This window comes from Haloarcula sp. H-GB5 (assembly GCF_054850705.1).
In genome coordinates, this window is the sequence record NZ_JBTWBG010000002.1 from 731046 (window position 1) to 744120 (window position 13075).

Here is a 13075-nt window from a genome sequence, read left to right on the forward strand (position 1 = left end):
GGTCGGTGACGCCATGCAACGTATCACTGACACAGAAACACTGAGTTTTATATACAGCGTTGCATGATTTGTACGGGATGGGTGGGGAGTTACCGGTCTCATTCGATCTCGATTCGTTCGAGACTGCCACACAACAGTTGATGGCTGCGGGGTCAGAACGTGAGATCTGCGAGATCGCAATGTCGGGGATTTCGTCTGTGTTCGACGTGCCACTCGGAGCGCTGTGGCTGTATGACAGCGACGCTTCGGAACTGCAGTTGGCGGCGTCGACGGAGCGGGCGGACGAGGTATTCGACTGGCCGGTTACCTACAGACCCGGCAACAGTCTCTCGTGGGAGGCGTTCGAGCAGGACGAAGTTCGGACGTACTCCGAACTCGACGACGAGCAGCGCCAGTACAACGAGAACTCGCCGGTCAGCAGCGAGATCATCCTGCCGCTTGCCGAGTACGGCGTTATCAACATCGGCTCGCTTACTCCCGTTACGTTTGACGGCGAAACGGTTCGACTCGCCCGGATGTATGCGACGCACGTGCAGGCGGCACTGCAGAAAGCCGAGCGCGAGCACGACCTCCGCATCCAGCGCGACCGGATGGAACAGTTCATCGGCGTCGTCTCACACGATCTCAGAAACCCGCTCCACGTTGTCGAGGGGCGGCTCGAACTCGTGCGAGAGACCGGCGACCTGTCCCATCTCGAAGATGCGGAGGAAGGTGTGGCTCGCATGGAAGCGCTCATCGACGACCTGCTGACCCTCGCAAAGAAGGGGTATGCGGTCGAAGACCGAACCGCCATTTCGCTCGAGACCATTGTCGAACAGACATGGGAGATGGCCAGAACGGACGACGCGACGTTGCAGATCGAAGGGTCCGCCCCGGTGTTCGGTGACCAGAACCGCCTCAAACAGGTGTTCGAGAACCTCTTTCGGAACGCGGCGGACCACGCGGGCGACGACGTGACCGTCTGGGTCGGTCCGCTCGTCGACGACGGGACAGCCGAGATAGACAGTGAGGACGAGCGAGTCGAGGGCCGCGTGACCGGCTTCTACGTCGCTGACGACGGACCGGGTATCCCGTCCGACAAACTGAACGACGTTCTCTCGGTCGACGCCTTCTCAGGCAGTAACAACGGCCTGGGCCTGTCTATCGTTGCCCAGATCACTGACGCCCACGGCTGGGACATCTCGGTGACCGAAAGCAGGGCCGGCGGCGCACGATTCGAAGTGTCCGACGGGACAAAACCGGTCTCACCGTTTCACTCCTGGTAGCGCGGAGACGGCGACTGACAGCGTCCGAATCGGGTGTCAGTGCTGTCCGTGGTGGGATTGACAGATTTATTTGCTCGCCCACTATATGGTACGTCAGTGCAGACTCCGGAACAGGACATCGAAGCCGTGCTGAAAGAGTCAGGCCCGGATTACGAGGGCTTCCAGTTCGAGACTCCGGGTGGGGGCCACCAGAGTGATGTCTACATGGTGACGCTGCGCCACAACGACGAGGCGTACGAGGTGGTCGTGAAGTTCAAGCCACAGGGCGATGTCCCGTTCGCCGTCGAACCCTGTCTCCACGACTTCGTCGCCGGCCGGACTGACGTCCCTGTTCCACGCATCCTCGTCTACGAAGACGATCCCGACGCCGACGTGCCGCCGTATTTTGTCACCGAACGCATCCACGGCGAGAATCTGGCTGAAGAGTTCGCCGGGCTTTCGACCGAGGACCGACGGCGGGTGCTAGCCCAGTCCGGTCGGATACTCGGCGACATGCATTCCGAGATCGGGTTCGAGGCGTTCGGTCGACTCACGCTCCACGACGACCGAATCATCGTGAGTGACTGGATGGGCAACTGGCGGGAGTACTTCGAGAGTCTCACCAGATCCCACCTCTCTCACCTCGACGGGACGCCCTTCGAGGACATGACGGATCGGGCACGGGACTGTATCGAACCGGCCCTGGAGATGGTACCCGAGGACGGCGTCCCCCGGCTGGTACACGACGATTTCAGGCCGGCGAACCTGATGTTCGAGCAGACAGCGGACGCGCCGATCACGGCTGTCCTCGACTGGCAGGACGTGCTCGCGGCGTTGCCGGAGTACAACCTCGCACAGACCGAGTTCCTCTTCATCGACTCGTCGTTTCAAGATCCGGAACTGCGTGACTCACTCCGAACAGTGTTCCGAGAGGGCTATCAGGAGATGCGCCCGATGGAGTTCGACGAGGGGTACGAGCAGCGACGGCCACTCTATCAGCTCTCGACGCTCCTGTGGCGGATGGCCGGCTTCGAGGCCGCCTTCGCCGATGAGTCCGGCCTCGCCGCTGCTCGTGCCGAGGCCCAATACCGCCAGCAGTTCGAGCGGCTCGTCGAGGAGATACAGGCGGATTAGGCCGTTTCGGGCGATTGCTCGCCGTCGACAAGCTCCCACACTGACTCCCAGTCGAGCGTCGTCTGTGCGCCGGGTGACTGTGCCGCGAGTGCGCCACAGGCGTTGGCGATTGCGAGTGCACGCTCCGGGTCGGTCCCCTGTGTACTGGCGAGTAGATACCCGGCGGCGAACGCATCACCCGCCCCTGCAGTGTCTACGGATTCTATGGGATACCCGGCGTTTGTGACCGTCTGGTTGTCGATATGTACCGTCGCGCCGCAGTCCCCGTGTTTGACGACGACTGTCGGCACTCTGTCGAAAAGGCCGCTGTCCGCGGCGTGGTCGGCTTCCCGGTCGTTGCAAAACAGGATATCTGCGTGTGAGAGTACCGCCGAGTAATCGCGGTATGGGAGCCGGCGACCGGGGTCGAAGCTCACTGGGACATCCGCGGTCGCGGCATCGCGTGCGAGCGTCGCAGCTGTCGCGGGGTCCTGCCCGGTCAGATGGAGGTGGTCCGCCTCGGCCAGGGTCTCGACCGGGAGATCCGACGCGCAGAACGCCTCGTTGGCCCCGTCGTTTCCAAGCACTGCAACATCGCCGTTCTCGTCCACGATGAGATATTTCACCGCTGTCGGTTCGTCCGACTCGACCAGTAGCGTCTCGACGCCAGCCGCCGCCAGTTCGCGCCGAGCCATGGTGCCGTGGTCGTCCCGGCCGACGCTACCGAGGACTAGCGGCTCCGCATCAAGCCCAGCCAGTGCGACGGCCGCGTTCGATGCACTCCCCCCGCTAGACTGTGACCGGTCGGTGATACGCCCCTCGCCGTCGGGCTCCGGGAGGTGGTCGACGTGGAGCGTCACGTCCCAGTTGACGTGGCCGGCACAGATGACGCGCATATCCACCGCTGGGAGGGGCGCTGTCATAGCAGTTTCCCACTGCGGTCTATGCAGCATATTTAACATGGACCGGAACGGACCGCTGCACATGGTAACGGTCCCCGATAGCATCCTCCCGATGAGTTGTTGGACTGGCAGACAATCACTCCAGCCAGAGGTGATTGCGTGATGCGTCACGGTGTGGCTGTACTCGCTTGCTTAGTCGTCGTCGGCTCGCTTCCGCTGTCAGTCGCCGGCGCGAGCGTCAACGCGTCGATATCGAACGTTGATGTGTCGCCGTCAACGCCGGCACCGGGCGAAACCATCACGTTCGAGACGACGGTGCGAAACCTCGAGAATAGCGACGCCCCACTCGAAATCAACGATATCGCGGTCCGGAAATCGGGTGGGCGCGGTGTCACTGAGTACGACCGCGTCTCGAATCTCGGTTCGATCTCCCCGGGCAGCACGTTGGAAGTGCCCCTGACTGCCTCGTTTGATTCGGCTGGAACTAGAGACCTCCGCGTCATTGTGTACGGTCGTGACCGCGGGACGGGCGAGAACGTCGAGCTCAGATACCCGGTGAAGCTAAACGTCGAAGAGCGTCACCCACAGGTGGATATTACGGCCAACGACTCCGTCGCCGGCGTTGAATCGACCGGCGAGGTCACCGTCGCAAACGGACTCGATACCCAGATAACGAACGTCGAAGTCGTCGTCGAGGGCGACGGCGTCGAGATGACAAAGAGCCGGACGGTTCGGTCAAGCGTCGCACAGAACGGGTCGATTACAGCCCCGTTCCGGTTCCGACCTGCATCCGCCGGCGAACACTCGTTGACCGCAACTATCAGCTACACAGTTGACGGAGACACCACCCGCAGCACGACCCGGACGACAGACATCGAGTCGGACCCGCTCCGGAACAGCGTGGAACTCGATACGACTGCAGTCGGTAGCGGCACCGACCGCGCGCTGCGAGTCGCCGTCTCTAACGGGGGCAACGCTCCCCTCTCGGATGTCATGGTCAGTGCAACGTCGGAGAACGCGTCGTTCCAGCGTGTACTGCTTGAGAACATCTCCGCCAGCACAACCCGGCAGGTGCGACTGAACGCTACGATGGACGAACCCCGTGCGGACGTTACCGTCACTGCCGACTACGAACTCGGAACCGAAACGGAGCAGACGACCACCGAAACGACGCTCCGATCGGTCCCAGGAACGATAGACCTCACCGGTCTGGACGTGATCCGGCAGGGCGGCCGCCTCCAGATTTCAGGGAGTGCGAGCAACGTCGGGTCGACTGATGCGGACAGCGTCCTCGTCAGCGTCGTCGACACAGAGACCGTCACTCCAGCAACCCCGAACCGCGATTACTTCGTCGGCACGGTCCCGGCCAGTGACTTCGTCTCCTTCAACGTGTACGCCCGGACGACGGGCAACGCCACGTCGGTACCACTGGAGGTGACCTACATCGTCGACGACACGCGGAAGCGACAGACGTTCGACGTCGACACCAACCAGATGGGCGGTTCGGTATCACAGCCGGAGCAGGATGGCGACAGTGAGGGCGGTGACCAGAACAGCATGCTGCCGGTCTTCGTCGCCGGTGGCCTGGCGCTACTGGTCGTCGTCGGTGTCCTCGTGCGCCGCTACCGCCGCAGTGACGACGATATCGAGGTATGACGGTCATCGACGCACAGGGACTGGTCAAGCGCTACCGGACCGGTGGCCAGACCCTCTATGCACTGGCGGGTATCGACTTCGCCCTCGAAGCCGGTGAGTTCGTCTCGATTATGGGGCCAAGCGGCAGTGGCAAAACGACCTTGCTGAATATCCTTGGACTGCTGGATACGCCGACGGAGGGGACCGTCCTGCTGGAGGGGCAGGACGTGACCGGACTCGGCGACAGCAAGCGGACGCGCCTCCGGAAGCAAACGATCGGGTTCGTGTTCCAGCACTTCTATCTCCTGCCGACGCTGACCGCGGTTGAGAACGTCGAAGTACCACTGTTGTTGGACAGCGACCCGAAAGTGAAAAAACGGGCCAGAGCGCTTCTAGAGCGGCTTGGGTTGGGTGAGCGACTGGACCACAAGCCCGACGAACTCTCCGGCGGCCAGAAGCAGCGCGTCGCCATCGCACGCTCGCTCATCAACAGCCCGAAGGTCGTTCTCGCTGACGAGCCGACAGGCAACCTCGACAGCGAAACTGGGCGTCAGATCCTTGACGAGTTCCGCCGCATCGCCGACGAGGACGACGTGGCAATCGTCGCCGTCACTCACGACGACCTTGTCAACGAATACGTCGACCGAACCGTCCATCTGGTCGACGGCACCATTGGGAGGGAACGAAAGAATGGCGGGTAGGTTCTTCCCGGCCGCGTTGATGGCACGGCGCAACCTCACGCGGACGAAGATGCGGTCGCTGCTGGCGTCGCTAGGTATCGTCATCGGCGTCGTCGCTATCGCTTCGCTGGGGATGTTCGGCGTCGCGCTCCAGTACTCGTTCACCCAGAACCTCGGCAACGTCGGAAACCAGCTCACCGTGTACCCGAACTCCGGCGAAAACGTCACTGAACTCACCGAGCGAGATATCCGCACGATTCGCAGAGAGGCGAGCGCGACAGCAACTGTCTCGCCGGTAAAGACACGTGTGGAGCCAGTGTCGTACAACCGTGAGGACGAAGTCAGGGAAACGATATACGGCGTTGAGAACCCGGAAGAGTTGTACGAGGCAAAGGAGGGACGGGTATCGCCGTTCCGGTCGGGGGCACTTGTCGGATCAACCATCGCAGAGGCACGTGACCTGCATCCGGGGAGTCAGATCACTGTCAACGGGACCAGCGTCCGTGTCCGGGCTGTGCTGGAAGAAGGCGACCAGTTCTCTTCGGCGAACCCCGATAATCGAATCATCATGCCCGCGGCTTCGTTCAACCAGCGTGGCTACTCAGAGGTGTACGTTATGGAGTCCACTGGGACGCAGGCTAACGAAACCGCGATGGGGATACGCGACTCACTCAACAACCGTGAGGACCGGGTTTTCGTTCAGGAACTGGGCTCGCTCGTCGACACCATCGAGGAGCAGTTCCAGATCATCAACACCGTCCTCGCCGGTATCGCATCGATTTCGCTGCTCGTGGCTGGCATCTCGATCCTCAACGTCATGCTGATGTCCACCGTCGAACGCCGGGAGGAGATCGGTGTTCTCAGAGCGGTCGGTTACCAGAAGCGGGATGTCCTCAAAGTGATGTTGATGGAAGCGACGCTACTCGGGTTCCTCGGTGGCATCGCTGGTGTCATTCTGAGTATCGGTGCCGGGCTAGCGATAAACCACTACGCCGTCGGCGATGCGATGGCCGTGTTCAGGCTACCAAACGCCTGGTACGTCGGCGCGGCGTTTTCCTTTGGGGTGCTGACGAGTATCGTCAGCGGGCTGTATCCGGCTTGGAAAGCAGCGAGCGAAGAACCAGTCGACGCGCTGCGCGGTTAAATCGTCGCGTCGACACCCGGTTCCAGCAGTGGGTCGGTTCGGTCGACCGACAGGGAGTCGAACTGTGCGAGCCAGTCCTCGTCGCCGCGCTCGAAGGCCTCCAGCGCGTCGCCGACGGTGTAGGTCCGTTCCTCGTCCGAGCACGGGAACACGCCCTCTAGGTCGTCGCCGTCATAGATCGCCAGCGAGACGACCGGGAACACGACCACGTCGTCGACGCGGTCCATCCCGACGTAGCTTCGGTTCCGCCGTTCGAACGCCGGTTCGAGCGAGTGGTCGTTCTGGCCTGCCCAGTCTCTGAACTCCTCATAGGTCCGGATGGCTTCCGACCGCTTGTCCTCTGCCATCGTTCTGATCCGCTGCCACTCGCCGGCCAACATCGACTCGCTGAACACACCGTTGGCCTCCAGTCGCTTCACCCGATTGAGTACCTGCTGTTGTGCGTCGAATGTACCGTAGGTATCTCCACGAAGATACAGTTCCGCTCGAAGATGTGTGTCCCCTGTCATAGCTTTCTCATCGCTAGCTTCTCCAGAGACCCTCAAAACTCTTTCCTAGATATGCACGCCAACACACCACATGAAACTGAGTTCTAGAATTTGCGGTATGAGGGGCTCTATATGCATAATATGGTGTATTTACCTGAATACGGAAGCCCCTTATATTATTAGTACGTCAACAGTTATTTTCCTCTTAGGTCGATGTTAGTTTCGGTGATTGTCGAACAAACTATTGGTGGATATACTCAGGTTTAGACGGTAGATTCGAAGATTTATAAGAATTCAAATAGTTGTTTGTCGGGAGCTTTTGTGCTCAGGCAGCCCCGTGACGACCTGTTCGAGATATTGCTAGCCAGAGACTCCACAGGTCTTGCCTGACCCCGCACCCGGTATGGTCGCTGTACCTGTCTGCGACATTTGCCGGATCCGGGAGCGGCGCGCCCGAGGATATTCGATAGCTGCCGAAATCGTAGCCAACCCTCGTCGAAAACACGGGCAGTCGTACCACGCTGTGTTCGGACGCCCGCTAGTCCTCCAGCCGCACTGCTTGCGAGGGACTCCGTTCACGACTTCACCGGCTAAGGTCGAGCCGTGGCGTACCACACACTCCCTGTTCGACTATCCGAGAACCCACCGCGTGTTCGGGTTCTCGCTACTCGTCTGCTACAAAAACGATTGAACGCCCGTGGCCGGCCCCTCTCGTCGATTCAATCGTCTGCGTGCGCTTGTGTTCCACTGGCCACAATATCGATCTCGCCGGCGTCCAGCTCTTCTTCGATTTCGCGAGCGGCCTGCACCATGTTCTCCATCTTCCCGCGGGCGACCTCCCGGGGCAGAAGCTTCACGCCGCAGTCCGGCGACACGGTGAGGCGCTCTGGGGGCACGACCTCCAGTCCCTTCTTGATGTTCTCCTTGATCTCCTCGACGGACTCGACCTCAGCTGTGTGTGCGTCCAGCACGCCCATGGCGAAGTCCTTCGTGAACTCGTGCTCTTTGAACACGTCGAGCTGGTCGTAGTCGCCGTTGGCGAGTTCCAGGTCGTACTCGTGGACCGGGTAGTCCAGAATTTCGGGGTAGATCCGCGAGTAGTCGCCGTAACAGACGTGCAGGCCGAGGCGCACGTCGTCGGGGATCTCGTCAACGATGCGCTCCAGACACTCGCCGACGATGGCGTGGTCGTCCGGCGTCGTGGCCAGTGCCGGCTCGTCGATCTGGATGTATCGAGCGCCGGCCTCGACCAGCGCCTCGATTTCCTCGTTGACGAGGTCTGCTAGTTCGTAGGCCAGCTGCTCTTCGTTGTCGTACACTTCGTTGAACGACCAGTTGGCGAGCGTGTAGGGCCCCGTAATCGGAACCTTGACCGGCCGCTCGGCGACCTCGTCGGTGAACTCGAACTCCTCGACGAGCCACTGCTCGCCGTACTCGACCTCGTCGGCGACGCTCGGCTTGTCGAAGTAGTTGTGGCCCCACACCTTCACGCGGCCGTTGAACTCGTAGCCGTCGATGCGGTGGGCGAAGTACTCCACCATCTCGTTGCGTCTCATCTCGCCGTCACAGATAACGTCGAGGCCCGCCCGCTCGTGCTCGTGGGTGATGAGCCGCGAGGCGTCGTCTTTCGATTCCTCCCATTCGTCCTCGCCGAAGTCGGCGTCCTCGTCCTCGAACAGCTCTCGGGCACGGTCGTGCCACTTGGGCTTGGGGTAGGAGCCGACGACGGTCGTCAGCAGGAAGTGGTCGTTCGGGTGGTCCGCCGGTTTGAACTGGTCTCGTGGTCCTGTCATCGTTTTATGCCTCCGCCGTCTCCAGATCCGCGGCGTTTGCGAGCGCTTCGAGTTTGTCTTCGAACTTGTTCACCGGGAGATAGAACGTTTCCGTGTTCGCCGTCGCGTAGACAGTGTCGTAGGCAGTGTTAGTCTGCTGTTCGAACCAGTCGATGCGGTCCCGAATCGTCTCGGGCGACTCGACGAGCGTGTTCTGGCCGTCGACAACGCCCAGCGCCACGTCGTCCTTGGTGCCGTATTCCTGCACGTTGTAGACGGTCTGGTCGTGGTTCGCGACGAGGTCGAAGCCGATGGCATCCACGTCAGCGTCCATCAGATGTGCGTAGGCTTTCTCCTCAATTGCGCCCCAGTACGTGTGGGCGACGACTTCGGCGTCGGCGGCCGAGGCGATGGCATCGATTGCCTCGGCGGCGCGTTCATCCTCGCCGTCGGCGGGCGTGTTCTCGACGAGCGACGGTTCAAGCAGGAACAGCGTCTCGACATCCGGGAAGGACTTCACTTCCTCGACGAGGAAGTCGGCGATGGCGTCGAGGAACTCGGCGTCGTCGCCGTAGTGCTCGTCGGTCGCTAGGTCCGCAAGCGAGTACGGGCCAGGGAGCACGGCCTGAAGGCCGTCGTCGACGTGCTCGGCGGCCGCGCCGAGGTCTGCAGCCACGTCGCCGCCGTCAGCGCTCAGGTCGCCCTGCACGACCGGCTCTCGGTAGAAATTGTTGTTGTCGTAGTAGCGGACGATGCCTTTCGTCTCCACGCTGTCGTGAACCGCGAGCGGGTGCGCGAGCATGTCGTCCCAGCGGAGCTGGCCCTCGACTACGCGGTCGAGCCCGGCGTCCTGCTGGACGGCGATGACTTCCTCGCGTGCCTCGTCGTAGGCCGCGACGACCTCGCCGGACTCGTCGCCCGAGATGAGGTCGGTCTTCTGATGGCCCTTCAGATCTGCCAGTTCGTCCTTGGCCCAATCCGGAAGCGGAAAGAGCCCAGGGGTCGTGGCGATTACCTGTGTCATTGCCCTGCAGTAGGAAATGACGGGCTTTAATATTTCCTATTCAATAAAATGCCCAGTAGTAATTAGTCTTGATAGAACCGCAAGACGACGAGGGCTTCGTAGGGGTGCTTCTCGCTCGCAAGCTGCTCGCTCGCTAGGCCGTGTTCGCTCGCGTACGCCCGCACTGCGTCCGGGTCCGTGAGACTACTGACAAGCATGAGCGCTTCGCCACCCGGAGCCAGCACGCGCTCGACGGTTTCGAGGAACGGATCGACGAGGCGACGGCCGTCGTCACCGCCCGACAGCGCGTGTTCCATCCAGTCGTCCCACTCCTGCTCGGGTGGGGTCGGCAAATACGGCGGATTGAACGCGACGAGGTCGAACGTATCCGCTCGGAACGGCTCGACGAGGTCGCCGCGGACGACCGGGACGCCGTTGGCAGCGGCCTCTCGACAGGCCAGCGGGCTCACGTCGACGCCGACCGTCCGGGCCCCGGCGTCGGCGAGCGTCGCGGCGACGTACCCGGAGCCTGTCCCCACATCAAGGACGGTATCGCCCGCCTCGACTCGCTCTCGGGCCGTGCGTGCCAGTAGGTCCGAGTCCTCCGCCGGCTGGTACACCGACGCCACGCCCCGCTGGTCGGCCAGTGAGGGTCGGTCGTCGGAGCCACCGTCTCCGTCGTCCCGGTCGCGCGTCTCTTCGCCCATCTCAAGCCTCCGGCTGCCCGACCTCGTAGGCGACCGTCGCCAACGTGGCGAAATCGGCTGGTGTGAGCTTCCCGGCGCGGGCGCTCATGAGGTCCTCGTCGGCAGCCTCGACCACCGCATCGGGGTCGCCCAGCCCGGAGATGTGGGCCGTGTTGCGGACGGCGTTGCGCATCGTCTTCCGGCGCTGGGTGAACACCGCCTTCAGGAAGTCCATGAAGAAGTCGTCGCTGGGGACAGTGTAGTCGGGTTTCCGCGGCGTCGTCCGGACGAGCGCGCTCGTCACGCGCGGTTGCGGGTCGAACGCCTCAGGCGGCACCGTCTCGACGACCTCCACGTCGGCGTAGTGGCCCGCCGTGACCGAGAGCCGCCCGTAGTCGTCCGTCGCCGGCTCGGCGGCCATTCGCTCGGCGAACTCCTGCTGGAACATCAACAGGAGCGGGCGCTGTTCCGGCAGCAACCGAAACGCGATCTCCGAGGACGCGCCATAGGGCAGGTTCGAGATGCTGGCGGTGAACTCTGGGAGGTCGACTTCGAGCGCGTCACCTTCGACGACAGTGAGGCGGTCCGCCGCGACTTCCTCGGCGAACTCCTCGCGGAGATGTGCCGCGAAGTCCGGGTCGCGCTCAACTGCGGTCACTTTCTCAGCCGTCGCGAGCAGGCGGTCCGTCAGCGCGCCCGGGCCTGCGCCGATCTCCAGTACGTGCGAGAGGTCGATACCCGCGTCCGTCGCGTACTCCGGAATTCGGTCGAGGACCCGGTCGTCGACGAGGAAGTGCTGGTCCTGCCGGGTATCGGCCCGTTTGCCGGCCCGCCGGACGAGCGCGTCGGGGTCCCGAGTCCCTGTTTCGGTTGTAGTCATTAGCGAGCCGTAACGGGTCGCGGTAGAAAAGGGTCGCCTTGTACTGACGGCCGTGGGGATAGCTGCTTGTAGCCGACAGTGTTACGAGGACTGTTCCTCGCGCCGGACGAACAGCCGGTACTTCAGGTCGTCGTCCTGTAGCTCTTCGAGGATTCGCTCGACGAGCGTCTCCTTGGGGCTGTGGAGGCCGCTGACACGCTCTTCGAGGTCCTCGAAGCTTTCGAAGGGCTTTCGCTTTCGCTCGTCGAGAATCGTGTTCCGGAGCTTCTTCCCGATGCCCGGCAGGAGATTCAGCTGGTGGAGCCGTAGCGTGATCGGCTGGGCATCGTTGTAGAAGTCGACAAAGCGTTGTTCGTTCGCTTCGACGATTTCCTCGACGGCGTAGTCGAGTTCCGAGCGGGCACCGCTCGGGATGTCCTCGAACTCGACTTCCGCCACACGGCCGAACTCCGTCAGGTCGACGCGGTCGCCGAAGGCGATATCGACATCCTTGTCATCGAGCTGCAACTCGTAAATATAAAACTCATCAACGTCGAGCGCGTACGCGAGCGGCTCCTTCTGGTGCTGTGGCCGGTCGTCCCCGGGACGTCCGTGCGGGAGGACATCGAGGACAGCCGCCATCATAGTGTCGCCGCCGCTCTCCGATTCAGTCATGACAGGCAGTACGAGTACAGCACACTTAATGCCGGTGGATGCCCCGAACCGCTTCACGGGACGCCGTCGCTATCTTTGTGTTCGGTTCAACGGCGGCGGAAAACGACGACTGATCACGCTGCTGGTCGCCGGGGAAATCAGAGAAAGAGCGGCGGTAGCCGAACTGACGGCGTCGTTACGCGTACTGCTTGACGATGTTGATTATCTCGTCGAGTTCGTCACCGTCGAGCGTGTACCGCTCCTGTGCGAACACGGCCCGGAGCTCGTCGCGGTCCAGCGGCCGGAGGTTCGCGATCTTGTAGGCCGTCGGCGTGTCGACCTTCTCGAGTTCTTCGAGGTCTTCGACCAGCTGGAGCGACTCTTCGGGGTCGAGGAGGGCAAAGCGGTTGACGTGCTCGATGGCCCGCTTGAGCTCGTAGCGCATCTCGCGGTCCTCCTCGGCGGCCCGCTCCATCTCGAGGTCTTCGAGTATCTCCTTGGTCTCCGCGACCGTCAGGAACTCCTCACTGACTTTTTCTTTGAATATCGTCATTCTTGCCGGCGCAGGTGCGCAGCGGTGACGATGATGGTCTTTTCTTTGCCACCGTCAACGATATCGACCTTGTACGCGTCACCCTGCTTCCCTTCGACGGTTCCGGTCTGGCCGTCGAACCGCGGGTGGAAGCGCCCGTTCGGCACGGACGGGTCGATCTTGAGGTGGACTTTCTCGCCGTCGTCGAACTCTTCGACGGCGCGCTGGGGCGGCGAGGTGCCGCGGTCGCGGGGCTTGTTCTTGAGCTTGTCTCGTGTTCCTTCGAGAGGTCCGTTTGAACTAGGCATTCTTGCTCTCCGCTAATCCGGTCGCCCTAATAAAACGTGCGTTCCGCGGCCGTCG

14 protein-coding genes are annotated in these 13075 nt (G+C 62.2%); 5 read left to right on the forward strand and 9 right to left on the reverse strand.

Annotated elements, in window-relative coordinates:
- The first annotated feature begins 77 nt into the window (after nt 1–77).
- Both ACYJ11_RS11725 and ACYJ11_RS11730 read left to right on the forward strand, forming a co-directional pair.
- A complete protein-coding gene (locus ACYJ11_RS11725; protein WP_461647907.1) occupies nt 78–1265 on the forward strand; it encodes a sensor histidine kinase in 1188 nt (395 codons plus the stop codon).
- Between the two features lie 96 nt (nt 1266–1361).
- Entirely contained in the window at nt 1362–2378 is a 1017-nt protein-coding gene (locus tag ACYJ11_RS11730) for a phosphotransferase family protein (protein WP_188976231.1), read from the forward strand.
- On the opposite strand, the gene ACYJ11_RS11735 is transcribed toward ACYJ11_RS11730, so the two are convergent.
- The gene (locus tag ACYJ11_RS11735; protein WP_461647908.1) at nt 2375–3253 is read right to left on the reverse strand and encodes a carbohydrate kinase family protein; all 879 of its coding nucleotides are present in this window, start codon (nt 3251–3253) and stop codon (nt 2375–2377) included. The genes ACYJ11_RS11730 and ACYJ11_RS11735 overlap by 4 nt on opposite strands.
- Before the next feature lie 168 nt (nt 3254–3421).
- Between ACYJ11_RS11735 and ACYJ11_RS11740 the strand changes: the two genes are divergently transcribed.
- The 3 genes from ACYJ11_RS11740 to ACYJ11_RS11750 are packed head-to-tail and all read left to right on the forward strand — an operon-like array spanning nt 3422 to nt 6718.
- Complete coding sequence (locus tag ACYJ11_RS11740; protein WP_461647909.1) at nt 3422–4915, forward strand: COG1361 family protein; 1494 nt, start codon at nt 3422–3424, stop codon at nt 4913–4915.
- Nucleotides 4912–5595 (forward strand): ABC transporter ATP-binding protein, encoded by a 684-nt coding sequence (locus tag ACYJ11_RS11745; RefSeq protein WP_461647910.1) that lies wholly within the window; start codon nt 4912–4914, stop codon nt 5593–5595. Before ACYJ11_RS11740 ends, ACYJ11_RS11745 begins: the two co-directional genes overlap by 4 nt.
- Nucleotides 5585–6718: an ABC transporter permease gene (locus tag ACYJ11_RS11750; RefSeq protein WP_461647911.1), complete on the forward strand. Its 1134-nt coding sequence runs from the start codon at nt 5585–5587 to the stop codon at nt 6716–6718. Before ACYJ11_RS11745 ends, ACYJ11_RS11750 begins: the two co-directional genes overlap by 11 nt.
- Here the strand turns inward: ACYJ11_RS11750 and ACYJ11_RS11755 are convergent.
- From ACYJ11_RS11755 to ACYJ11_RS11790, 8 genes are all read right to left on the reverse strand, one after another.
- Nucleotides 6715–7227, reverse strand: a complete 513-nt coding sequence (locus tag ACYJ11_RS11755) for an HTH domain-containing protein (RefSeq protein WP_005535309.1) — start codon at nt 7225–7227, stop codon at nt 6715–6717. The genes ACYJ11_RS11750 and ACYJ11_RS11755 overlap by 4 nt on opposite strands.
- Nucleotides 7228–7925: 698 nt before the next feature.
- Nucleotides 7926–8999 carry a methionine synthase gene (locus tag ACYJ11_RS11760; protein ID WP_188976241.1) on the reverse strand — a complete coding sequence of 358 codons (1074 nt, stop codon included), beginning with the start codon at nt 8997–8999 and terminating at the stop codon, nt 7926–7928.
- 4 nt (nt 9000–9003) lie between these two features.
- The gene (locus tag ACYJ11_RS11765) at nt 9004–10002 is read right to left on the reverse strand and encodes a 5-methyltetrahydropteroyltriglutamate--homocysteine methyltransferase (protein WP_461647912.1); all 999 of its coding nucleotides are present in this window, start codon (nt 10000–10002) and stop codon (nt 9004–9006) included.
- A 62-nt stretch (nt 10003–10064) separates the two neighbouring features.
- Nucleotides 10065–10688, reverse strand: a complete 624-nt coding sequence (locus tag ACYJ11_RS11770; RefSeq protein WP_461647913.1) for a HemK2/MTQ2 family protein methyltransferase — start codon at nt 10686–10688, stop codon at nt 10065–10067.
- Between the two features lies 1 nt (nt 10689).
- Nucleotides 10690–11547 carry a 16S ribosomal RNA methyltransferase A gene (locus ACYJ11_RS11775; protein ID WP_461647914.1) on the reverse strand — a complete coding sequence of 286 codons (858 nt, stop codon included), beginning with the start codon at nt 11545–11547 and terminating at the stop codon, nt 10690–10692.
- 81 nt (nt 11548–11628) lie between these two features.
- The gene (locus ACYJ11_RS11780) at nt 11629–12201 is read right to left on the reverse strand and encodes a DUF655 domain-containing protein (protein WP_188976249.1); all 573 of its coding nucleotides are present in this window, start codon (nt 12199–12201) and stop codon (nt 11629–11631) included.
- 175 nt (nt 12202–12376) lie between these two features.
- A complete protein-coding gene (locus tag ACYJ11_RS11785; RefSeq protein ID WP_005535296.1) occupies nt 12377–12733 on the reverse strand; it encodes an RNA polymerase Rpb4 family protein in 357 nt (118 codons plus the stop codon).
- Nucleotides 12730–13020 carry a 50S ribosomal protein L21e gene (locus ACYJ11_RS11790; protein WP_005535295.1) on the reverse strand — a complete coding sequence of 97 codons (291 nt, stop codon included), beginning with the start codon at nt 13018–13020 and terminating at the stop codon, nt 12730–12732. Before ACYJ11_RS11790 ends, ACYJ11_RS11785 begins: the two co-directional genes overlap by 4 nt.
- Nucleotides 13021–13075: the final 55 nt, after the last annotated feature.

Coding starts and splice junctions, on each gene's coding strand:
- ACYJ11_RS11725 (WP_461647907.1), top strand. CDS start 78: ATGGGTGGGGAGTTACCGGTCTCATTCGATCTCGATTCGTTCGAGACT.
- ACYJ11_RS11735 (WP_461647908.1), bottom strand. CDS start 3,253: ATGCGCGTCATCTGTGCCGGCCACGTCAACTGGGACGTGACGCTCCAC.
- ACYJ11_RS11740 (WP_461647909.1), top strand. CDS start 3,422: ATGCGTCACGGTGTGGCTGTACTCGCTTGCTTAGTCGTCGTCGGCTCG.
- ACYJ11_RS11745 (WP_461647910.1), top strand. CDS start 4,912: ATGACGGTCATCGACGCACAGGGACTGGTCAAGCGCTACCGGACCGGT.
- ACYJ11_RS11750 (WP_461647911.1), top strand. CDS start 5,585: ATGGCGGGTAGGTTCTTCCCGGCCGCGTTGATGGCACGGCGCAACCTC.
- ACYJ11_RS11755 (WP_005535309.1), bottom strand. CDS start 7,227: ATGACAGGGGACACACATCTTCGAGCGGAACTGTATCTTCGTGGAGAT.
- ACYJ11_RS11760 (WP_188976241.1), bottom strand. CDS start 8,999: ATGACAGGACCACGAGACCAGTTCAAACCGGCGGACCACCCGAACGAC.
- ACYJ11_RS11765 (WP_461647912.1), bottom strand. CDS start 10,002: ATGACACAGGTAATCGCCACGACCCCTGGGCTCTTTCCGCTTCCGGAT.
- ACYJ11_RS11770 (WP_461647913.1), bottom strand. CDS start 10,688: ATGGGCGAAGAGACGCGCGACCGGGACGACGGAGACGGTGGCTCCGAC.
- ACYJ11_RS11775 (WP_461647914.1), bottom strand. CDS start 11,547: ATGACTACAACCGAAACAGGGACTCGGGACCCCGACGCGCTCGTCCGG.
- ACYJ11_RS11780 (WP_188976249.1), bottom strand. CDS start 12,201: ATGACTGAATCGGAGAGCGGCGGCGACACTATGATGGCGGCTGTCCTC.
- ACYJ11_RS11785 (WP_005535296.1), bottom strand. CDS start 12,733: ATGACGATATTCAAAGAAAAAGTCAGTGAGGAGTTCCTGACGGTCGCG.
- ACYJ11_RS11790 (WP_005535295.1), bottom strand. CDS start 13,020: ATGCCTAGTTCAAACGGACCTCTCGAAGGAACACGAGACAAGCTCAAG.